Origin of the sequence: Sulfurifustis variabilis, assembly GCF_002355415.1 — a bacterium.
Taxonomy (GTDB): domain Bacteria; phylum Pseudomonadota; class Gammaproteobacteria; order Acidiferrobacterales; family Sulfurifustaceae; genus Sulfurifustis; species Sulfurifustis variabilis.
Window position 1 is genome coordinate 2,307,920 of the sequence record NZ_AP014936.1, and the last position, 20,350, is coordinate 2,328,269.

Consider the following 20,350-nt stretch of genomic DNA (forward strand, 5'->3'; position numbering starts at 1 on the left):
GCGGATTAGATCAGCGTCGAGTAGGACGAAAGCTGTGCGTCGGAGGCCATCGCCTGGCGGAGCCCCGCGAGGACCTGATCCGTCGTGGCATTCTCGGCCGCGAAGATGTTTCCGAAGTTGTCCTTGGCGACACGGAAGAACGTCGCCTTGTCTTCGTCCCGGATCCCGATGAGTTTGGCCAACGCTTCGAGCGTCTCGCCATGCCCCATCGACATGTCGCGAGCGAGCTTCTCCTTGTTACCTTCGATAAACAGCGCAGTCTTCCAGGTGGACGACACCAGGCCGTCCTGCGTGCAGCCTGAAGTGCCGGAGGTAATGCCGAAGGTCTGGTTGCCGGACGTGCCGTTCGTGGTTGCGGCCAGCACCTGGGGCGCCACGCCCCGCTGGCCCTCGAACACTTTCGAGCCCCAGCCGCAGCTACCGACGTTGTTCTCGCCCGCCGCCATCGCGGTGACGGGAAGCGCGCTCAACATTGCGACGACCCACAGCTTCTTGTTCATTAATGTCTCCATGGAGTTGAAGTGGTAGTCAGCGCTACAGGCCTTGGCTAACTACACCATTTATATAGGCGCTGCGTCGCGCGACTGTCAAGCAACCGCATCACCCGCCGTCCTCCCTGCCCGAGGGGCGCAGCGCGATGCCCACCTTCACGATCCGGTCGGCCTCCATCTCGCGGATGACGAGGTCGACGCTGCCGAGCCGGTGACGGTCGCCGACGACCGGTCGTTGCCGGAGGGAGGCGACGAGAAATTCGCCGACCGTCTGGTCGCCGGGCGCATGCGGGATGTCGAAACCGTACATGGCCGAGACGTCGGCCAATCGTGCGTCGGCGTTCAACACGAACTCGCCGAAGAAACGGTGTTCCTCGAGGTAGTCGACCTGACGGTGAGCGGCGAACAGGCGGTCGAGCTCCTCGATGGCGCCGCCCGGCGCGAGCAGGTAGACGTAGTCCCCGGGCAGCAGCTTCCTCACCCGTTCCGGCGCGAGCGGTTCGCCCGCCCGCACGACGGCCGTCACGCGGCTGTGCGGCGGCAGCGCGAGGTGCTTCAGCCCCTCTTCCGCCATGGCGCTGTCCGGAGCGATCCGGTAACCCACGAATTCGTAGTCGAAGCGTTCCGGGATCTCGATGTTGACCCGCTGCACGGGGCCGAGGCGCGCGGGCACCTCGAGCTTGAGCAGGCGCGCGAGGGGCGCGACCGTCCACCCCTGCACGATCAGCGAGACGAGCACGACGAAGAACGCGACGTTGAAGAACGTCTGCGCCTGCGCCACGCCGGCGAGAAGCGGGAACAGCGCGAGGATGATCGGCACCGCGCCCCGCAGGCCGACCCAGGCGATGAACAGCTGTTCGCGCCAGGGAAAGCGAAACGGCGCCAGGCACAGCCACACGGCGAGCGGCCGCGCGAGCAACATGAGCGCCGCGGCGACGAGCAGCGCCCCGGCAGCCTGCTTGAGGAGCGCCGAGGGCGTGACGAGCAGGCCGAGCACGAGGAACATGACGATCTGCGACAGCCAGGCGAGACCGTCGTGCACGCGCAGGATGTTCTGGGCGGCATGCAGCCGCCGGTTGCCCAGCATCAGCCCCGCGAGATAGATCGCGAGGAAGCCGCTGCCGCCGAGCACCGAAGTCGCGCCGAAGGTGAGCAGGCCGCCGGCCATCGCGAGGAGAGGATAGAGGCCGCTCTCGAGCGTGAGCCGGTTGATGAGCCAGGCGAGCCACTGCCCGCCGATCACTCCGAACACCGCGCCGAGGCCCATTTGTTTCACGAACTCGAGACTGATCGTCCACTCGATGCCGGTCTCGCCGGCGGCGAGAACCTCGACGAGAACGATGGTCAGGAAGATCGCCATGGGGTCGTTGCTTCCCGACTCGATCTCGAGGGTCGCGCCCACACGCTGCTTGAGCTGCATGCCGCGGGCGTGAAGGATCGAGAAGACGGCGGCGGCATCGGTCGAGCCCACGATCGAGCCGAGCAGCAGGCCCTCCAGCCACGTGAGTCCCAGAGCCCATGTCGCGACAAGGCCGGTGACGAACGCCGTGCCGATGACGCCGGCGGTGGCCAGTACGATGGCCGGTCGCAGGCCGACCCGGAAACTGCTTCGCGGCGTCCGCAGGCCGCCGTCGAACAGGATCACCGCGAGCGCCAGGCTGCCGATGAGGTGGGCGAGCTGCACGTCGTGGAATCGGATGCCGCCCGGCCCGTCTTCGCCGGCGAGCATGCCGATCAGCAGGAACACGAGCAGCAGCGGCGCGCCCAGGCGCGACGAGACCGCGCTCGCAACGATGCTCCCGAGCAGGAACACCGCACCGATCAGGATGAGCTGGTTGGTGAGCTCCATGCCGTCAGGCCGGGTGGAAGGATCCCCGCATGATAGCAGGGTCTAGAAAACCCGACGGCCCGGGGCGCGTGCGCCCGCGTGAGGGCCGTCACCCCGGCCAGGCCGGATCAATGCAGCGCGCGCGTCACCAGGATAACGCCGACGCCGAGACCGATGAGCGCAACCTGTTGCACCGTGGCGCTGAACTCGGGTCGTTTGTGCAGACCGGGAATGAGGTCCGCCACGGCGATATAAAGAAAGCTCGCCGCGGCGATGGCAAGCACGTACGGCACGACGCCCTGCGCGAGCGAGAGCGAGAAGTAGGCGACGACGCCGCCGACCACCGTCGTGAGGCCGGTGAGCACGTTGTAGGTGAACGCGCGGGCGCGCGTGTAGCCGCTGTGGAGCAGAACGGCGAGATCGCCGAGCTCCTGCGGGATCTCGTGCGCGATCACCGCGATGCTCGTCACCACACCCAGCCGGATGTCGGTCAGGAAGGCCGCGGCGATGAGCACGCCGTCGACCAGGTTGTGTATGCCGTCGCCGATCAGGATCAGCTTGCCGGCCGCCGCCTTGCGCACCTTGTCGAAGTCGAACAGGGTGCCTTCGAGCGGGCCGTGGCCGTGCACCTCGCATTCGTGGCTGTGGCAGTGGCGCCAGATCACCATCTTCTCGAGCACGAAGAAGCCGAGCAGGCCGCCCAGCACGGCGATCGTGATGTAGTGGACCTCGGCCACCTCCGCGATCGCGCGGGGAAGCAGTCCGAGAAAGGCGGCGCCGAGAAGCGCGCCGATGGCGAAGCTCACCAGCGGCGGAAGGAGCCGCGCGCGCACGCGTTCCGACAGGAGCAGAAACACGCCCGCGGCGCCCGCGCTCAGCACGCCGCCGAGCGCGGTGAAGACGACGATCCAGAGGACCAGCTCGGGCATCCCGCTTTCTTATGGTTTTGAAGAAGGCGCGATCATACCCGAACGCATCGGGGCCCGGTATGCGCGCCTAGCCGAGCCAGATCAGGGACGCCATCCGGCCGGTCGTGCCGTCGCGGCGATAGGAGAAGAAAAGCGCCTCCTGGCTCGCCGTGCAGTACTCGCCACCGTAGACCGCGACCACGCCCGCCGCGTTGAGTCGCCGGCGGGCGAGCGCGTACATGTCCGCCATCCATCTTCCCCGCGGACTGCGCGTGAACGCCGCGGCGGCGCCGGGATCGCGTTCGGCGAACGCCTCGCGTACCTCGTCGCCCACCTCGTAAGCCGTCCTGCCTATTCCCGGCCCCAGCCACGCGAACAGCGCCGGGGCGGGCGCGCGCATCGCGCGCACGCCCGCCTCGACGATGCCGGCGGCGAGACCGCGCCATCCCGCATGCAGCGCGGCGACCCGCGTTCCCGCGCGGTCGCAGAGCAGGATCGGCAGGCAGTCCGCGGTGAGCACGGCGCACGCGCGTCCGGACTCCGCCGACACGATGCCGTCCGCCTCGGTCCCCTCGACCGCTTGCCCGACGTCGACCACGCGGGTACCGTGCACCTGCCGCAGCCAGAGCGGCGGCGCGCCGAGGCCGAGCGTCTCGCCCAGGCGGGCACGGTTCGCGCGCACCCGATCGGGGACGTCGCCGACGTGATCGCCGAGATTAAACGAGGCGTAGGGCCCGGAACTCACGCCGCCCAGGCGCGTCGTGGTGACGGCGCGGACCTGCGGGGGCGCGGGCCAGTCGGCGCGTATGAATTCGAGGTTCCTCATGGCGGCCCGTGCGCCCTGGCGTCCCTCGCGAGAATCTCCATGAGGCCGCTCATGTCCTTCGGCACCGAAGCGGTCCATTGCATGCGCTCGCCGGTCGTCGGATGCACGAGCGCCAGTTTGGCCGCGTGCAGCGCCTGGCGCCTGAAGCCGCGCAGCGCGCCGGTCAGCTGCGGCGTCGCACCCTTCGGGACGCGCAGTCGTCCGCCGTACACGGGATCGCCGAGCAGAGGGAAGTGCAGGTGCGCCATGTGCACGCGGATCTGGTGCGTGCGCCCGGACTCGAGCTTCAGCTGCACGAGGGTGTGGGCGCGGTACTTCTTGAGCACGCGGTAATGCGTGATGGCCGTCTTGCCCCGTTCCGTAACGGCCATGCGCGTCCGTTCGTGCCGGTGGCGCCCGATCGGCGCCTCCACGGTGCCGCCGGCGACGAGCACGCCATTGACGATCGCCACGTACTCGCGCTCGACCGTGCGCTTCTGGAGCTGGCGGATCAATCGCTGCCGCGCGCGCTCGTTCTTCGCGACGACGAGCAGTCCCGACGTGTCCTTGTCGAGCCGATGGACGATCCCGGCGCGCGGCAGCTGCGCGGCCGCCGGGAAGTGATGCAGCAGCGCGTTGAGCAGCGTGTCCTTGGGGTTGCCGGCGCCGGGATGCACGACGAGACCGGCGGGCTTGTCGAGGACGAGCACGTCGTCGTCCTCGTACACGATCGCGAGCGGTATCGGCTGGGCCGCCGACGTCGTCTCCCGCGGCGGCGGCGGCCGGATCTCCACCATCTCGCCGCCGCTCACCTTGTCGCGCTTGCGCGGCAGGCGGTCCGCAAGCGACACCCGACCCTCCTCGATCCACTGCTGGAGCTGAGAGCGCGTGATGTCGGGAAAGAGCGCCGCGAGCGCCTGGTCGAGCCGTCGTCCCGCCTGCTCGGGCGGAATCCGGGCGCTGAGCACCTTTGCTTGGGGCATGCTTGTCAGTATCATCGCGTCGCCGGCATGGTCGGCAGTTTAGCCGCTTCACGCCCGTCTGATCAGAGGTCCACCGCCATGACGCTTCGCCGCCTCCCGCTGCTCCTCGCTTTCCTCGCGCTCGCGGCCTGCACCTCGATTACCGACCCCACCAAGGACTGGACGCCCGAACGGTTCTACGCGGAGGCCAAGGACCGGATGGACGACGGCGACTGGGCGGCGGCCATCAAGCACCTCGAGACGCTCGAGGCGCGCTATCCCTACGGCCGCTACGCCGAGCAGGCGCAGCTCGAGATCGCGTACGCCTATTACAAGGACCAGGAGCCGGCACTCGCGCTCGCCGCCGCCGACCGCTTCATCCGCCAGCATCCGACACACCCGAACGTCGACTACGCGTACTACCTCAAGGGTCTGGTGAACTTCCGCGGCAGCAAGAACTTCGTGTACTGGCTGCTTGGCGTCGAAGACGATCTCTCCGATCGCGACCCGAAGGGCGCTCGCGATTCGTACAACGCCTTTCGCGAGCTGGTGGAGCGATTCCCGAACAGCCGCTACGCGCCGGACGCGGCGCAGCGCATGGCGTACCTGTTCGACGCGCAGGCCCGCTACGAAGTGAAGGTGGCGCGATTCTATTTCGATCGCGGCGCCTACGTCGCCGCCGTCAACCGGTGCAAGCAGGCGCTCGAGAACTTCCCGCGCACGCCCGCGACCGAGGACGCCCTCGGCATCCAGGCCATGGCCTACAAGCGCATGGGAATGGACGGGTTGTTGACGGACACCCTGCGCGTCCTCGAGCGGAATTTTCCGGAGAGCCGCTACCTGGTCGAGATCCGGTCGATCGGGGCGGACGCCGGTTGACCGTGCAGGCGGAGCCGGACGGGACCGTCAGATCGCCTCTTCGCCCCGTTCGCCCGTGCGAATGCGCACGATGTGCTCGACCGGCGTCACGAAGATCTTGCCGTCCCCGATCTTGCCGGTGCGCGCGCCGGCGATGATCGCCTCGATGCAGCGGTCCACCTGACCGTCGGCGACGACGACCTCGAGCTTCACCTTGGGGAGGAAATCGACGACGTACTCGGCGCCGCGGTAGAGCTCGGTATGGCCCTTCTGCCGCCCGAAGCCCTTGACCTCGGTCACGGTCAGCCCCGTCACCCCCGCCTCCGAAAGCGCCTCGCGCACGTCGTCCAGCTTGAACGGCTTGATGATGGCCTCGATCTTCTTCATTCGTCTCGCCCCACCTGTGGGTTGCACATTATGTCCCGGCGCCCGCGCCGTGACTACCTGTCGCCGGGGTAACCGGAGGTAATGGGGTAGCGGCGATCGCGCCCGAAGGCCCGCGGCGTGATGCGCACCCCGGGCGGCGCCTGGCGCCGCTTGTACTCGTTGCGATCCACCATGCGGACGACCCGTTGCACGGTCTCGGCCTCGAAGCCGGCGGCGACGATCTCCTCCGGCGACTCTTCGCGCTCGACGTAGCGCTCGAGAATCGGGTCGAGCACCGCGTACGGCGGGAGCGAATCGGTGTCCTTCTGGTCGGGGCGAAGCTCCGCCGACGGCGGCCGGTCGAAAACCCGCTGCGGAATGACCGCCCGGCGACGGTTGCGCCAGGCGGCGAGACGGTAGACGAGCGTCTTCGGCACGTCCTTGATCGCGGCGAAGCCGCCCGCCATGTCGCCGTAGAGCGTGGCGTAACCCACGGCCATCTCGCTCTTGTTGCCGGTGGTGAGCACCATCTTGCCGGTCTTGTTCGAGATCGCCATGAGCAGGACGCCGCGCACCCGCGCCTGGATGTTCTCCTCGGTCGTGTCGGGCGGCATGCCCCTGAACTCCTCCGCGAGGGACGCGATGAACGCCTGGAACATCGGCTCGATGGGGATCGTGCGGTGGGCGACGCCGAGGATCTCCGCCTGCGCCCGCGCGTCCTCGAGGCTCATCGAGGCCGTGTACCGCGACGGCATCATGACCGCCTCGACCCGCTCGGGACCGAGCGCATCGACGGCGATGCAGAGCGTGAGCGCGGAATCGACGCCCCCCGAGAGACCGAGCACCACGCCCGCGAACCGGTTCTTTTCCACGTAGTCGCGCACACCGAGCACGAGCGCCGCGTAGACGCTCTCCTCGTCGGACAGCTCGGGTGCGATCGCACCGGGAACGGGCCGCGCTTCGCCGCCGACCTCGATGTCCAGCGGATAGAGCCCCTCGACGAAGGCCGGCGCGCGCATCACGACACCGCCCGCCGCATCGGTGACGAACGACTCGCCGTCGAACACGAGCTCGTCCTGCCCGCCCACGAGGTTGAGATACACGAAGGGGACGCGGTTCGTGCGCGCGTGGCGGACGACGATCTCCAGGCGCTCGCGGCCCTTGTTCATGTGGTACGGAGAGCCGTTGATGTTGATCAGCAGCCGCGCGCCGGCCTTCACCGTCTGCTCGACGGGCCCCGGCGCCCACATGTCTTCGCAGACGGTGAGCCCCACCGGCAGCCCGCGTACGGGGACGACGCAGGGCGCCGTGCCGGAGGCGAAATAGCGCTTCTCGTCGAACACGCCGTAGTTCGGAAGGTGGTGCTTGAGGTAGGTGGCGCGTATCTCGCCGTTGCCGAGAAGCGAGGCGGCGTTGTACAGCCCGCCCTGCGCCCGGTGCGGGTGACCCACGATCGCCTCGATACCCCGAATGCCCTCCCGCAGCGTTTCCAGCCCCTGCTCCACGCGCCGCAGCAGCCCGGCGCGGCGCAACAGGTCCTCGGGCGGGTAGCTCGTCAGCGCGAGCTCGGGAAAGACGACGAGGTCGGCCTTGTGCTCGTCGCGCGCGCGTTCGGTCCAGGCGAGGATCCTGGCGACGTTGCCGGGCACGTCGCCGACCAGCAGGTTGACCTGCGCCAGTGCGATCCGGACGCGTTCGGGCACGTCAGCTCAGGACTTCGCGCATGCGCCGGCCGATCTCGGCGGGAGAGCGGACGGTGTGGACGCCCGCCGCTTCGAGCGCGCGGTACTTCTCCTCCGCCGTCCCCTTGCCGCCGGCGATCACCGCGCCGGCGTGCCCCATCCGCTTGCCTTTGGGCGCGGTCACGCCGGCGATGTAGGCGACGACGGGCTTGCGCACGTGGCTGCGGATGTACGCCGCCGCGGCCTCCTCGTCCTGTCCGCCGATCTCTCCGACGAGCACGATCCCGCGTGTCTGCGGGTCCCGCTCGAAACGCGCCAGGCAGTCGACGAAGGAAAGTCCGTGCACCGGGTCGCCGCCGATGCCGATGCAGGTGCTCTGTCCCAGTCCTTCCTGCGTCGTCTGGTACACGGCTTCGTAGGTCAGCGTGCCGGAACGCGACACGATGCCGACCACGCCCGGCTTGTGGATCGCGCCCGGCATGATGCCTATCTTGCACTCGCCGGGCGTGATGATCCCCGGGCAGTTCGGCCCGATCAGCACGGACTGCGGATAATCGCGAAGCGCCGCCTTCACGCGCAGCATGTCGCGCACCGGGATGCCTTCGGTGATGCACGCGATCACCTCGATGCCGGCGTCGGCGGCCTCGAGGATGGAGTCCGCCGCGAAGGCCGCCGGCACGTAGATCATCGTCGCGTCGGCGCCGGTCCGCTCCACCGCGTCGCGCACCGTGTCGAACACCGGCAGCCCGAGGTGCGTCTGTCCGCCCTTGCCCGGCGTCACGCCGCCGACCATGTTCGTCCCGTAGGCGATCGCCTGCTCGGAGTGGAACGTCCCCTGCTTGCCGGTGAACCCCTGGCAGATCACCTTCGTGCTCTTGTCGACCAGTATGCTCATGTTAAAAAAATCGAACCGCCGAGGGCGCCAAGAACGCAAAGAAATAATTTCGAGAAGTATGAATCATCTTTTCCGTCGCTCTTGACCTGGCGTCCTTGGCGTTCCTGGCGGTTCAAAACAATTGTTACTTCCACTTCTATTTGACCGACGCGACGGCGCGCTGGGCGGCCTCGGTGAGGCTGGCCGCCGCCTGGATCTCGAGGCCGCTCCCCGCGAGCAGCGCCCGGCCCTGCTCGGCGTTCGTGCCTTCGAGGCGCACGACGACGGGGATCCGTATGCCGACTTCCTGCACCGCCTTGATGATCCCTTCGGCGATCAGGTCGCAGCGCACGATGCCGCCGAAGATGTTCACGAGGATCGCCTTCACGGCGCCGTCGGTCAGAATGATCTTGAACGCCTCGGCCACGCGGTCCGCGGTCGTGCCGCCGCCCACGTCGAGGAAGTTGGCGGGGTTGCCGCCGTGCAGCTTGATGAGGTCCATCGTCGCCATCGCGAGGCCGGCGCCGTTCACCATGCAGCCGATATCGCCGTCGAGCGCGACGTAGTTGAGCCCATGCTCCTGCGCGCGCTGCTCGCGCCGGTCCTCCTGCGCGGGATCGCGGAGGGCCTCGAGCGTCTTCTGCCGGTAGAGCGCGTTGTCGTCCACCTGGATCTTCGCGTCGAGCGCGAGCAGGTCGCCGGCCGTCGTCACCACCAGGGGATTGATCTCCACCAGGCTGAGGTCGCGCGCCTTATAGAGATGGAACAGGTGCTGCATGATGGCCGCGAGCTGGCTCACCTGCCTGTCTTTGAGTCCGAGCGCGAACGCGAGCTGGCGGCTCTGATAAGGCTGGATGCCGGCGGCCGGATGGGCGACCGCCTTGAGGATCTTCTCGGGATGACGCGCCGCGACCTCCTCGATGTCCATTCCCCCTTCCGCCGAGGCGATGAACACGACCCGCTCGAGCGTGCGGTCGAGGAGACACGCGAGATAGAGCTCGCGCGCGATCTCGCTCGGCTGCTCGACGAGGATGCGCTCGACCGGCTGTCCGCGCGCGCCGGTCTGGTGCGTGACCAGGCGGGTACCGAGAAGCGCGCGCGCCGCCTGCTCGAGCTCCTTCCGGCCCCGCACCCGACGCACGCCGCCGGCCTTGCCGCGGCCGCCCGCGTGCACCTGTGCCTTGACCACCCACGCGTCGCCGCCGAGGGCCTCGCCCGCCGCAAGCGCCTCGTCCGCGCTCAGCGCGGGACGGCCGGACGGCACCGGGACGCCGTACTCGGAAAGCAGGGCCTTGGCCTGGTATTCGTGGAGGTTCATGGGTCGCCGCTCGAAACGCGCAATTTACCACAGCCGGCGCGCCGAGCCGCCGCTACTCGTAGCGCAGGGCCTCGATCGGGTTCAGCCCCGCCGCGCGGCGCGCCGGGTAGAGCCCGAACAGGATGCCGACGCCGGCGGAAAACGCGACGGCGAGCAGCACGGCGGCGGGCGAGACCGAGGCGTTCCAGCCGGCCACCCCGGACATGACCAGTGTGATGAGCCAGCCGAGCAAGACCCCCGCCAGCCCCCCGACGGCGCTCACCACGAGGGTTTCGACCAGGAACTGCGAGAGGATGTCGCCGCGACGCGCGCCGACCGCCTTTCTCAGCCCGATTTCCCGCGTCCGCTCCGTCACCGACACCAGCATGATGTTCATGATGCCGATGCCACCGACCAGCAGCGAGATCGCCGCGATCGAGGCGAGAAGCAGCGACATGGTGCGGCTCGACTCGACCATGGTCTGCTGGATATCGGCGAGGTTGCGGATGCGGAACGCGTCCTGTCGCTGCGAGGGCGGCACGCGGTGGCGCTGGACCATGAGGTCCGTCGTCCGCCGCGTGACCGGATCGAGCTCCGCGGCGCTCGTCGCCTCGATCTCGATCGAGTCGACGTAATCCTTGCCCAGCACCCGGTACATGGCGGTCAGCACCGGGATCACGATGGTGTCGTCCTGGTCGCGCCACCCGGTCGCGCCCTTCTCCGGCAGGACGCCGATCACCTGGAAGTTCACGCGATCGATCTTGATCATTTCCCCGATGGGATTCCTTCCCTCGAACAGCTCCCGGACGACGGTGAGGCCGACCACCGCGACCCGCGCGCGCGTGCGGTTCTCTTCCTCGGTGAAGAAGCGGCCGACCTGCGGCTGCGCGGCGCGCATCGTCGCGTAGTCGACGCCGGTGCCGAGCAGCTGCGTATTCCAGTTGCGGTTGCCGAAGGTCACGCGCACGCGCCCCTGCACGCTGGGAGAAGCGTTGCGCACCCCGGGAATCTGCTCCTCGATCGCCGCCACGTCCTCGATCGTGAGCCGCGTCGTAAGACCCGCCTCCTGGGCCACGCCGCCCACGCGCACCGCGCCACCCCGGAGCACGAGCAGGTTCGACCCGAGGGAGGCGAGTTGCTGCTCGATGGCCTGCTGCGCTCCGCGGCCGAGCGCGAGCATGGCGATGACCGCCGCGACGCCGATCAGGATGCCGAGCATGGAGAGCGCTGTCCGGACCTTGTTGGCGGCGAGCGCGCGCAGCCCCTGGCGAACGTGCTCGCGCGCCTCGGCGAGCCACGACAGCCGCAGGGTCCGGCCGTGAGCCGGGCCGGCTTCCACCGCCGGCCGATCGGGCTGCACGCGCTCGTCCGACTGCACCGTGCCGTCGCGCAGCCGGATACGCCGGTGCGCCTCGCGCGCCACCTCCTCCTCGTGCGTGACGAGGATCACCGTGATGCCCTGGCGGTTCAGCTCTTTCAGGATCGCCATGATTTCCCGCTGGCTCGCGGTGTCCAGGTTCCCGGTCGGTTCGTCCGCGAGAATGATGCGCGGGTCGTTGACGAGCGCGCGCGCGATCGCGACGCGCTGCTGCTGGCCGCCGGAGAGCTCGTTCGGCCGGTGCGCGAGGCGGTCGCCGAGACCGACCTGCTTCAGCAGGGCTTGCGCGCGACCGAGGTCGACCGTGCCCTTGGAATAGATCAGCGGAAGAGCGACGTTCTCGCAGGCGGTGACGCGCGGAAGCAGGTTGAACTGCTGGAAGACGAAGCCGATCGCCTCCCGGCGCAGCACGGCCAGTTCGTCCTCTTCGACCCCGGCGATCTCGCGCCCGTAGAGCTTGTAGGAGCCCGAGTCGGGCACGTCGAGCAGGCCGATGACGTTCATCAGCGTCGACTTGCCGGAACCCGATGGGCCGGTGATGGCGACGAACTCGCCCGGCGCGATGGTCAGCGAGATGCCGCGCAGCACGTGGACGCTCATGTCGCCCATCCGGTAGCGCTTGTGGATGTCCTTGAGCTCGATCATCGGTGGTGTCGCTGACGCATCCCCGGTGCGCCCGGCCTGTCGCTTACGCTACCGGCGTCGCCCGAAGGGCGTCAGCGGGCTGCCTCCGCCGCCGGCGCGCGCACCCGCCCGGAGATCGGGCGCCAGCACGGTATCGCCTTCGGTCAGGCCCGCGAGGACCTCGACGTGCTTGCCGTCGCTCAAGCCGGTCTCGACCTCGCGCTCCACGGGCGGCCGCTTGCCGTCCGGCACCAGCACCGTGACGCCCTCGTCCCGCCGCCGCACGGCGTTCGTCGGCAGGAGCAGCGCGTTCTCCGCCCGCGCCACCTCGAAGCGAACGTTGGCGGTCATGCCGCTGCGCATGAACGGCGGGATGCGCTCGGGCAAAACATCGACTTCGTACGTGGTCACGTTGCTCACGGTCTGGGCGTCGTAAGCGATCTGCTCGACCGCGCCGGGCACCGGCTTGCCGGGGTACGCGTCGAGCTCGACGATCGCGCTCTGTTTGAGACGGATCTGCGCGATGTCGGTTTCGTCGACTTGCGCCTTGACCGTCAGCCGGTCGGACATCACGAAGATCGCGTCCTGGCTGGTGAACGTCTGACCGGGCTCGACGTTGCGCGAGATGACGGTCCCCGGGATCGGCGCAAGGATCGGCGTGGCCCGATACAGCTGCTCCCAGCGCCGGACTTCCTCCGGGCCCTTTGCGCGGGCGGCGTCGAGGAGTGCCGCGCGCTCGGTGGAGCTCATCCAGGCGAGGATCTGCCCCTTGCGTACCAGCTCGCCTTCGCGCGCGAGCACCTGCTCCACACGCCCCGCGATCGGCGGCTTGATCTCCAGCCGGTTGCGCGGCTGCACCACGCCGGTCGCAAGAATGGTCACGGTCAGATCGCCGCGCTCCACGGTCACCTCCCGCAGGACCGGCCCCGCCTCCTCCCCGCCCCGCCAGTAGAACGCGGCGCCGGCGGCGAACAGGCCGAGGAGCGCCACGACGACGAGCAACCGGACGCCGCGCTTCACGGTATCGCCCCCCGCCCCTGCGCGAGCTCCCAGTTCGCCTCGGCCACGATCCGTTGGCGCTGCGACAGCACGTAGCTCCGCTGGCGCTGAATGAGGTCGTTCTCGACCCGGTCCCATTCCTCGAAGGAGACGAGCCCGTTGTCGTAGCGCGCGCGGGTGATCTCCGCGCGGACCGCCGCCGCATCGAGCGACTCGCGGTCCACCTGGAGCTTCTGCACCGACTCCACGTAGGCTGCGTGCATCTGGCGCAGCTGCACCAGAACCTGCGCCTCCGTGCTGTCCCGGGTCGAGGCGGCGGCCTCGACGTTCGCGGCCGCGCTCTGCACGTCGTAGTAGTTCCGTCCGCCGCTGTAGATCGGTATCGAGAGGTTGAGCGAGATCTGCCGCCGGTCGTCCTGCGGGGCCCAGTCTTCGCCGTCGCGCGCAACCGTCCCCTGCAGATCGAGACTCGGGAGGAGGTTCGAACGCGAGATCTTCGCGCCGGCGAGCGCGAAGTTCTGCTGCGCTTCCGCCTCGCGGAAGCCGGGAACCTGCTGGGCGAGTCGGGAGAAATCGGGCGCGCGGCCGGGCGCCTCGATCGGCACGTTTCCGACGACCTCGAGGTCCTCGGCCGGAGACCGGCCGAGGACCCGAGCCAGCTCGGCGCGCGCCGAATAGACCGCCTGCTCCGCCTGCAGCAGCTCATAGCGCGCCTCGGAGACGGCCGCGCGCGTGACGAGGTACGCGCCGCGGTTCTCGCGTCCGCCCTCGAAACGGAGTTCGACGAGTCGCAGGTTCTCCTCGCGCCGCCGGACAATGTCGCGCGAAAGACCGACGTTCTGCTGAGCGTACTGCATGCCGGCGAACGCCGCCTTGAGGTCCCGGCTCACCTGCGCCCTGATTCCGTCGAGCCGCGCCCGGGTTGCCGCGAAGTTCGCCTGCGCCTGCTCCACGAGCCCTTGATCCTGAAAACCGGAGAACAGGTTCTGCGTGACGGAAAGCGCGGTGGTATAGCCGCTCTCGCTGGTCGTGAATGCGCCACTGTCGCGCGAGACGTCGGTGTACCCCACGCCGCCGGAAACCTGGGGGAAGTAGCCACCGCGCGCGGCGCGCGTCTGATACCGCGACGAATCGAGGGTCGAGCGGGCGGCGCGCAGGTCCGGGTTCGTCCGCGCCGCCTCCTGTACGGCGCGCTCCCAGGTGACCGGCTCGGCCGAAGCGGCGGCCGGGACCCCGGCCAGGGCAAGCGCGACGGGGATCACTAGCCGTGCCTTGGCGGCGAACATGCTCTGCGCCTCGTGTTTGAGCCCTGCGCGGCACCAGGTCGGGCGACTGCCGGACCGTTGTTCTCCGTCGCGGGCTTGGCTATAGTGCACTGACTGACCGGTCGGTCAGTGTCCCATCCCGCTCAAAACCCGTCAACGCCGCTTTGAAACCGTGACGACGGAACCCAGCACCAGTACCCGATCCGAGCCGGATGCGGTCGCGCGCATCCTCGCGGCCGCGGCGACCTTGTTCGCCGAGCACGGCTACGACCGCGTTTCGATGAACCAGATCGCCGCCGCGGCCGCCGTCAGCAAGGCGAACGTCTTTCATCACTTCAGCTCCAAAAAGGAACTTTACCTTGCGGTGGTGCGCGGCGCATGCAACGCCGCCGAGCGCCTGCGAACGCTCGGGGAGCCGGGGGGACCGGTCAGCCGGCGCCTGCCCGATTACGCGGAGGGCATGCTCCGGGACATGCTCGAGCACGACCAGATCCACCGCCTCATGATGCGCGAGCTGCTCACGGACCGCGACGACCGCTTCGATCGGGACCTTGCCGAGCGGGTCTTCGGGGACACCTTCGCCCGACTGGTCGCCATCCTCCGGTCCGCTCAGGAGACCGGCGAGCTGCGGCGCGAGATCGATCCGGCCATGGTCGCGACGCTGCTCATCGGCGCCAGCGTCTTCTTCTTCCAGTCCCGGGAGGTGCTGCGGCACTTTCCCGACGTGCGCTTCGCGCAGGATCCGTCCGGTTACAGCCGCATGCTCGTTGACCTCCTGCTCAACGGCATGGCCGCGACCGCCGAACCGGCCACGAGAAAAATTCGAAAAGACGCTGTCTGAGGTAAAACGATGCCGGTCCGCGCCGCCTTCCTGCTGGGTTCCCTCCTCGCGCTCTTCGCGTGCACGTCCAAGGAGCCGCCGAAGCCGCCCGAACGCGTGGTCACCGTGACGACGGCGCCGGTCGGTCAGCGCGATCTCGCGGTCACGGAAGCCGCCGTGGGCGCGGAGACGGCGATCGTCGCCGCGCTCGGCTACGACCCGACTCGGGAGCGCACCGGCACGACCTACATCCGGCTCCCGTTCCCGGAGACCATCGCGCTCCAGCTTAAGGTCGGGCAGCCGGTACGGCTCAGCAACTTCGCCACGCCGGATCAGGTCGTGACCGGTCGCATCCGGGAAATTCGACCCGCGCTCAACATCACGACCGTGAGCCGCGAGGTCATCGTCGCGGTGCCGCGGGGCGAGAAATGGCGCCCGCGCGGCAGCGTGCGCGGTGAAGTCACGCTCGGCGTGCGAAAGAACGCCGTGACCGTGCCGGAACAGGCCGTCGTGCTGCGGCCGGCGGGCACGGTGGTGTACGTGGTCGAGGGCGAACAGGCGAAGGAGCGGCGGGTGAGCACGGGCATCGCCCGCGAAGGCATCATCGAGATCATCGAGGGCCTGAAGCCGGGCGAAACGGTCGTGGTCGACGGCGCCGCCCTGCTATCAAACGACACGAAGATCCGGATCCGCGAAGGCCAGTCATGACCCTTCCCGAACTGTCGATCCGCCGCAACGTCTTCACGCTCATGGTGAGCCTCGTGCTCATCCTGTTCGGCGTCATCGCGTTCAACCGGCTCGGACTCGACAAGTTCCCCAAGGTCGAGTTTCCGATCGTGAGCGTGGTCACCACCATGCCGGGCGCCGACCCCGAGATCGTGGACCGCAACATCACCGACCGCATCGAGGAGGTGGTGAACCAGGTCCCGGGCGTGAAGTCGATCACCTCGAGCTCGTCGCTCGGTGCTTCCGTGGTGGCGGTCGAGTTCGAGCTCGAGAAGAACGTCGACGTCGCGTACCAGGAGGTCAAGGCCAAGGTCGACAGCATTCTGAAGCTGCTGCCGGAGGACTCCGATCCGCCGACCGTGCGCAAGGTCGAAGTGGGGGCGACCGCCGTACTGTGGCTCGCGCTCACCGGCAACCGCACCATCCAGGATCTCAACACGTATGCCGACGAGGTGATCAAGCCGCGCCTCGAGACCGTCTCCGGAGTCGGCGAGGTGCTGGTGGGCGGGCAGATCAAGCGCACGATCCGCGTCTGGCTCGATCCCGACCGCCTGCGCGCGTACGACCTCTCGCCGCTCGACGTCGGGAATGCGTTCGGGCGCGAGCACATCACCCAGCCCGCCGGGTTCGTCGAGACGCCGGGGCGGGAGTGGTTGATCAAGTTCGACGCCGAGTTCGACCGGATTTCGGATCTTGCCCGCCTGATCGTCGCCTATCGCCAGGGCAGCCCCGTCTACCTGAAGGACGTGGCGCGCGTGGAGGATGGCCTCGAGGACGCGCGCAAGCTCGCCCGCTACATGGGCGAGCCGGCGGTGGGGCTCGGCATCGTCAAGGCCACCGATGCGAACACCGTCGCCGTGGTCGACCGCATCAAGGAGCGCGTCGATAACGAGATCCGGCCGACCCTGCCGCCCGGCCTCGAGATCCGCTATTCCTCGGACGACTCGATCTCCATCCGCCAGTCGATCGCCGCGCTCAACGAGCACCTGGTGCTGGGCACGCTCTTCGCCGCGCTGCTCGTGTTCCTGTTCCTCAAGAGCGGCCGCTCGACCCTGATCATCGCGACCGCCATACCGGTTTCCCTGTTCGCCACGTTCGCGATGATGTACTTCGTCGGTTACACGCTGAACAAGATCACCCTCCTCGGCCTGCTGCTGCTGATCGGCGTGGTCGTCGACGACGCCATCGTGGTGCTCGAGAACATCTTCCGCCACCGCGAGGAGGAGCACGAGGACAGGGAAATCGCCGCGGTGGCCGGCTCCAACCAGGTGATCTTCGCGGTCATCGCCTCGACCCTGACGCTGGTGTCGATCTTCCTGCCGGTCGCCTTCATCACGGGCATCGTGGGTCGTTTCCTCTCCTCGTTCGCGCTGGTCGTCGTCATCGGCGTCATGGTGTCGCTGTGGGTGTCGCTCACGCTGACGCCGATGCTGTGTGCCCGTTACCTGAATCTGCCCTCGTCGCACGGCCGGGTATACCGCGTGCTCGAGCGCGGTTTCGTGGCGCTGGAGAACGGATACCGCCGGCTGCTCGGGATGGCGCTGCGCCACCGGTGGAAAGTGGTCGTGCTCGCCGTCCTGGTCGTGGCCTCGAGCGTCTTCCCCTTCCGGTACGTCGGCAAGAGCTTCGTCCCGGAGGAGGACGAGTCGCGCTTCATGATCATGACCCAGGCGCCGCTCGGCTCGAACCTCCAGTACACGAGCCGCAAGCTCGCGGAGGTCGAGGCGATCGTGGCCGCACGACCGGAAACCTTCAGTTTCTTCTCCGCGGTGGGGCTGGGGGAGGCGGGTCAGGTCACGACCGGCCGCACCTTCGTCCGGCTCAAGGCGCGCGAGGAACGCGAGCTGAGCCAGGCGCAGATCATGACCGAGCTGCGGCGCGAGCTGAACCGCATCGCCGGCATCCAGGCCTTCCCCGCAAACATCTCGCCGATCGGCGGACAGCGCGGCGAGCCGCTGCAATTCGCGGTCGTCGGTCCCGATATCAACCAGATCGGGGCATTGACCGGCGAGATGGTCGCGCGCCTCAGTCAGGTCGAGGGCGTCGCGAAGCTCGACAACGAGTTGAAGCTGAACCTGCCGGAGTACCGCCTCGAGCTCGACCGCGAACGGGCTGCCCAGCTCGGCATCAGCGCCGCCGATGTGGCGCAGACGCTCAACGCGATGACGGCCGGGCTCGACATCGCGGAGTTTCGCGAGGGCAGCCAGCGCTACGACATCCGGCTGCAGGTCGAGCCCGGCGAGCGGGACAGCGCGGAAGTGCTGAAGAAGATCTACGTGAAGAACCGGGCGGACGAGCTGGTGCGCCTCGACACGCTGGTACGCGTGGAGGAAGGGCTCGGTCCGGCGGAGATCAAGCGCCGCAACCGCCAGTACGCGGGATTCGTGTACGGCGCGCTGGAGGGACTGCCCCTCGGCGACGCAACGGAGGCCGTGAACCGGATAGCGCGGGAGATCCTCCCCGCCGGCTACTCCATCGCCTTCGCCGGTCAGGCGGAGGAGTTCGCCAAGACGGGCGGCTACATCGTGTTCGCCTTCTCGCTCGCGCTCGTCATGATTTACATGGTGCTCGCGAGCCAGTTCAACTCGCTGATCCAACCCCTGGTCGTCATGGTCGCGCAGCCGCTCGCCATCATCGGAGGCGTCACCGCGCTGTGGATATCCTCGCAGTTCGGCACCGGCGACACGCTCAACCTCTTCTCCATGATCGGCATGATCCTGCTCATGGGCCTGGTGGCGAAGAACTCCATCCTGCTCGTCGATCTCACCAACCAGTATCGCGCCGCGGGCAAGTCCGTTGATGACGCGCTCGGGGAGGCCTGTCCTCACCGGATGCGGCCGGTCCTGATCACCTCGCTGACCGTGATCGCCGCGATGCTGCCGGCGGCGATCGGGCTCGGGCCGGGCGTGGAGACGAACCGGCCGCTCGCGCTCGTCGTGATGGGCGGCATGGTGTCCTCGACGCTGCTCACCCTGATCGTCGTGCCGGCCGTGTACTCGCTGGTCGAGAACGCCCTCGCGCGCCGTCGCGCACGCCGTACCGTCGCTCCGGAGCAGGCCGAGGCGGCGCCTGCCTGGCTCCGGATCGCCCGGATTCGCCGCAAATGAGGACGGCTGTCCTGCTGCTCGGGACCATGCTGCTCGGCACGAGCGGCCCCGCATCCGCCGTCGACCTGCTCGAGGTATACCGCCAGGCGCAGGCCAACGACCCGGCCTGGGCCGCGGCCCAGGCCGCGCACCGGGCGAACCTCGAGCAGGTGCCGCAGGCGCGGGCGGGGCTCCTTCCTAACGTCGATCTTTCGGTGGATGTCTTTCAGAACCGGCAGCAGGTGCAGACGCCGGTCGTGGACGGGACGTTCAGCTTTCGCAGCGAAGGCTACACCCTCGAGCTGAACCAGCCGCTGTACAACCGCCCCAACCGTGCGGTCTACGCGCAGAGCCTGGCCTTTGCCTCGCAATCCGAGCACCAGCTGGCTGCGGCGCGCGACGATCTCATCGTGCGCACGGTGCGCGCCTACCTCGCCGTCCTTACGGCCCGCGAGGTCCACGACTACGCGCAATCCGAGAAGGCGGCCGTTCAGCGGCTGCTCACGCTGGCGCGCCGCAACTTCAACGTCGGCACCGCGAGCCTCATCGACGTGCACGACGCGCAGGCGGCTTACGACCTCGCCGTTTCGCAGGAGATCGCCGCCGCGAACGAGCTCGAGGTGGCGCGGGAATCGCTGCAGGTTCTCACGGGGCATCCCGTGGGCCCCCTCGCCGGCCTCACGGCGAAACTCGAGCCCGTCCCGCCGGACCCGGCGATCATGGAAAGCTGGGTCGAGACGGCGGTACGACAAAACCCGAATGTCCTCGTGCGCGAGCAGGTGCTGGAGCAGGCCGCGCAGGCGGTCGAGGCCGGACGCGGTCGCCATTACCCGACGCTCGATCTCGTGCTTGGGCGCAGCTACAACGATGCCGACGCGCCAAGCGTGTTCAGCGGCGCCCGTCTTCCGATCGAAACCACGACCGACCAGGTGGGCGTGCGGTTCAACCTGCCGATCTACCAGGGCGGTGGCACGAGCGCGCAGGTGCGCGAGGCGGTCGCGCGCCGCGACGAGGCGCAGCTGCAGCTCGAAGCCACCCGGCGCCAGGTCGCGCAACAGGCACGGGAGATCTATCTCGCAGTCACCACGAACCTCGCGCAGGTCCGATCGCTCGAGCAGGCGCGCGCCTCCAACCAGCGGGCGGTCGAGTCCACGGTGCTCGGTCAGGAACGCGGCCTGCGAACGGGGCTCGACGTGCTCAACAACCAGCGTGTCCTGTTTCGCACGCTGCGCGACCTCGCCCGCGCACGCTACGACTACCTGCTCGCGCGCATCCAGCTCCGGGCCGTCGCCGGAACGCTGGGCGAAGAGGACCTGATCGCCGTCAATCGCCTGCTCCGGGAGAAGTGATCGCCCGGCTGCCGACGGCGCAAACGCACGGT

At 68.6% G+C, this 20,350-nt stretch carries 17 protein-coding genes; 5 read left to right on the forward strand and 12 right to left on the reverse strand.

The genetic code is table 11. The features are described from left to right. Positions 1-5 precede the first annotated feature (5 nt). From SVA_RS10965 to rluD, 5 genes are all read right to left on the reverse strand, one after another. Positions 6-500 (reverse strand): DUF3015 domain-containing protein, encoded by a 495-nt coding sequence (locus SVA_RS10965; protein WP_096461258.1) that lies wholly within the window; start codon positions 498-500, stop codon positions 6-8. 100 nt (positions 501-600) lie between these two features. Beyond that, a complete protein-coding gene (locus tag SVA_RS10970; RefSeq protein WP_096461259.1) occupies positions 601-2,340 on the reverse strand; it encodes a potassium/proton antiporter in 1,740 nt (579 codons plus the stop codon). A 107-nt stretch (positions 2,341-2,447) separates the two neighbouring features. Further along, a complete protein-coding gene (locus tag SVA_RS10975) occupies positions 2,448-3,248 on the reverse strand; it encodes a ZIP family metal transporter (RefSeq protein WP_096461260.1) in 801 nt (266 codons plus the stop codon). A gap of 67 nt (positions 3,249-3,315) precedes the next feature. Beyond that, positions 3,316-4,053, reverse strand: a complete 738-nt coding sequence (gene pgeF, locus SVA_RS10980) for a peptidoglycan editing factor PgeF (protein ID WP_096461261.1) — start codon at positions 4,051-4,053, stop codon at positions 3,316-3,318. Further along, entirely contained in the window at positions 4,050-5,015 is a 966-nt protein-coding gene (gene rluD, locus SVA_RS10985; RefSeq protein WP_096461262.1) for a 23S rRNA pseudouridine(1911/1915/1917) synthase RluD, read from the reverse strand. Before rluD ends, pgeF begins: the two co-directional genes overlap by 4 nt. A gap of 78 nt (positions 5,016-5,093) precedes the next feature. Here rluD and SVA_RS10990 point away from each other — a divergent pair, with 78 nt between their 5' ends. Beyond that, positions 5,094-5,873: an outer membrane protein assembly factor BamD gene (locus tag SVA_RS10990; protein WP_096461263.1), complete on the forward strand. Its 780-nt coding sequence runs from the start codon at positions 5,094-5,096 to the stop codon at positions 5,871-5,873. A gap of 27 nt (positions 5,874-5,900) precedes the next feature. On the opposite strand, the gene SVA_RS10995 is transcribed toward SVA_RS10990, so the two are convergent. The 7 genes from SVA_RS10995 to SVA_RS11025 form a co-directional block, all read right to left on the reverse strand. After that, on the reverse strand, positions 5,901-6,239 hold the full coding sequence (locus SVA_RS10995; RefSeq protein ID WP_096461264.1) for a P-II family nitrogen regulator: 339 nt from the start codon (positions 6,237-6,239) through the stop codon (positions 5,901-5,903). Positions 6,240-6,292: 53 nt separating this feature from the next. Beyond that, a complete protein-coding gene (locus tag SVA_RS11000) occupies positions 6,293-7,921 on the reverse strand; it encodes an NAD+ synthase (protein ID WP_096461265.1) in 1,629 nt (542 codons plus the stop codon). A 1-nt stretch (position 7,922) separates the two neighbouring features. Continuing rightward, entirely contained in the window at positions 7,923-8,795 is an 873-nt protein-coding gene (gene sucD / locus SVA_RS11005) for a succinate--CoA ligase subunit alpha (protein ID WP_096461266.1), read from the reverse strand. A gap of 136 nt (positions 8,796-8,931) precedes the next feature. After that, complete coding sequence (sucC, locus tag SVA_RS11010) at positions 8,932-10,092, reverse strand: ADP-forming succinate--CoA ligase subunit beta (protein ID WP_096461267.1); 1,161 nt, start codon at positions 10,090-10,092, stop codon at positions 8,932-8,934. A 52-nt stretch (positions 10,093-10,144) separates the two neighbouring features. Next, positions 10,145-12,094, reverse strand: coding sequence for an ABC transporter permease (locus SVA_RS11015; RefSeq protein ID WP_096461268.1), 1,950 nt, complete (start codon positions 12,092-12,094; stop codon positions 10,145-10,147). A 48-nt stretch (positions 12,095-12,142) separates the two neighbouring features. Next, a complete protein-coding gene (locus SVA_RS11020; RefSeq protein WP_169923904.1) occupies positions 12,143-13,093 on the reverse strand; it encodes an efflux RND transporter periplasmic adaptor subunit in 951 nt (316 codons plus the stop codon). Next, complete coding sequence (locus tag SVA_RS11025) at positions 13,090-14,358, reverse strand: TolC family protein (RefSeq protein ID WP_096461270.1); 1,269 nt, start codon at positions 14,356-14,358, stop codon at positions 13,090-13,092. The genes SVA_RS11020 and SVA_RS11025 overlap by 4 nt, the downstream gene beginning before the upstream one ends. 151 nt (positions 14,359-14,509) lie before the next feature. Between SVA_RS11025 and SVA_RS11030 the strand changes: the two genes are divergently transcribed. The 4 genes from SVA_RS11030 to SVA_RS11045 are packed head-to-tail and all read left to right on the forward strand — an operon-like array spanning position 14,510 to position 20,318. After that, positions 14,510-15,178 (forward strand): TetR/AcrR family transcriptional regulator, encoded by a 669-nt coding sequence (locus SVA_RS11030; RefSeq protein ID WP_096461271.1) that lies wholly within the window; start codon positions 14,510-14,512, stop codon positions 15,176-15,178. 9 nt (positions 15,179-15,187) lie between these two features. Next, positions 15,188-15,865 (forward strand): efflux RND transporter periplasmic adaptor subunit, encoded by a 678-nt coding sequence (locus tag SVA_RS11035; protein ID WP_096461272.1) that lies wholly within the window; start codon positions 15,188-15,190, stop codon positions 15,863-15,865. After that, positions 15,862-18,990 carry an efflux RND transporter permease subunit gene (locus tag SVA_RS11040; protein ID WP_096461273.1) on the forward strand — a complete coding sequence of 1,043 codons (3,129 nt, stop codon included), beginning with the start codon at positions 15,862-15,864 and terminating at the stop codon, positions 18,988-18,990. Before SVA_RS11035 ends, SVA_RS11040 begins: the two co-directional genes overlap by 4 nt. Then, positions 18,987-20,318 (forward strand): TolC family outer membrane protein, encoded by a 1,332-nt coding sequence (locus tag SVA_RS11045; protein WP_096461274.1) that lies wholly within the window; start codon positions 18,987-18,989, stop codon positions 20,316-20,318. The genes SVA_RS11040 and SVA_RS11045 overlap by 4 nt, the downstream gene beginning before the upstream one ends. Positions 20,319-20,350: the final 32 nt, after the last annotated feature.

Coding starts and splice junctions, on each gene's coding strand:
- SVA_RS10965 (WP_096461258.1), bottom strand. CDS start 500: ATGAACAAGAAGCTGTGGGTCGTCGCAATGTTGAGCGCGCTTCCCGTC.
- SVA_RS10970 (WP_096461259.1), bottom strand. CDS start 2,340: ATGGAGCTCACCAACCAGCTCATCCTGATCGGTGCGGTGTTCCTGCTC.
- SVA_RS10975 (WP_096461260.1), bottom strand. CDS start 3,248: ATGCCCGAGCTGGTCCTCTGGATCGTCGTCTTCACCGCGCTCGGCGGC.
- pgeF (WP_096461261.1), bottom strand. CDS start 4,053: ATGAGGAACCTCGAATTCATACGCGCCGACTGGCCCGCGCCCCCGCAG.
- rluD (WP_096461262.1), bottom strand. CDS start 5,015: ATGCCCCAAGCAAAGGTGCTCAGCGCCCGGATTCCGCCCGAGCAGGCG.
- SVA_RS10990 (WP_096461263.1), top strand. CDS start 5,094: ATGACGCTTCGCCGCCTCCCGCTGCTCCTCGCTTTCCTCGCGCTCGCG.
- SVA_RS10995 (WP_096461264.1), bottom strand. CDS start 6,239: ATGAAGAAGATCGAGGCCATCATCAAGCCGTTCAAGCTGGACGACGTG.
- sucD (WP_096461266.1), bottom strand. CDS start 8,795: ATGAGCATACTGGTCGACAAGAGCACGAAGGTGATCTGCCAGGGGTTC.
- sucC (WP_096461267.1), bottom strand. CDS start 10,092: ATGAACCTCCACGAATACCAGGCCAAGGCCCTGCTTTCCGAGTACGGC.
- SVA_RS11015 (WP_096461268.1), bottom strand. CDS start 12,094: ATGATCGAGCTCAAGGACATCCACAAGCGCTACCGGATGGGCGACATG.
- SVA_RS11025 (WP_096461270.1), bottom strand. CDS start 14,358: ATGTTCGCCGCCAAGGCACGGCTAGTGATCCCCGTCGCGCTTGCCCTG.
- SVA_RS11035 (WP_096461272.1), top strand. CDS start 15,188: ATGCCGGTCCGCGCCGCCTTCCTGCTGGGTTCCCTCCTCGCGCTCTTC.
- SVA_RS11040 (WP_096461273.1), top strand. CDS start 15,862: ATGACCCTTCCCGAACTGTCGATCCGCCGCAACGTCTTCACGCTCATG.
- SVA_RS11045 (WP_096461274.1), top strand. CDS start 18,987: ATGAGGACGGCTGTCCTGCTGCTCGGGACCATGCTGCTCGGCACGAGC.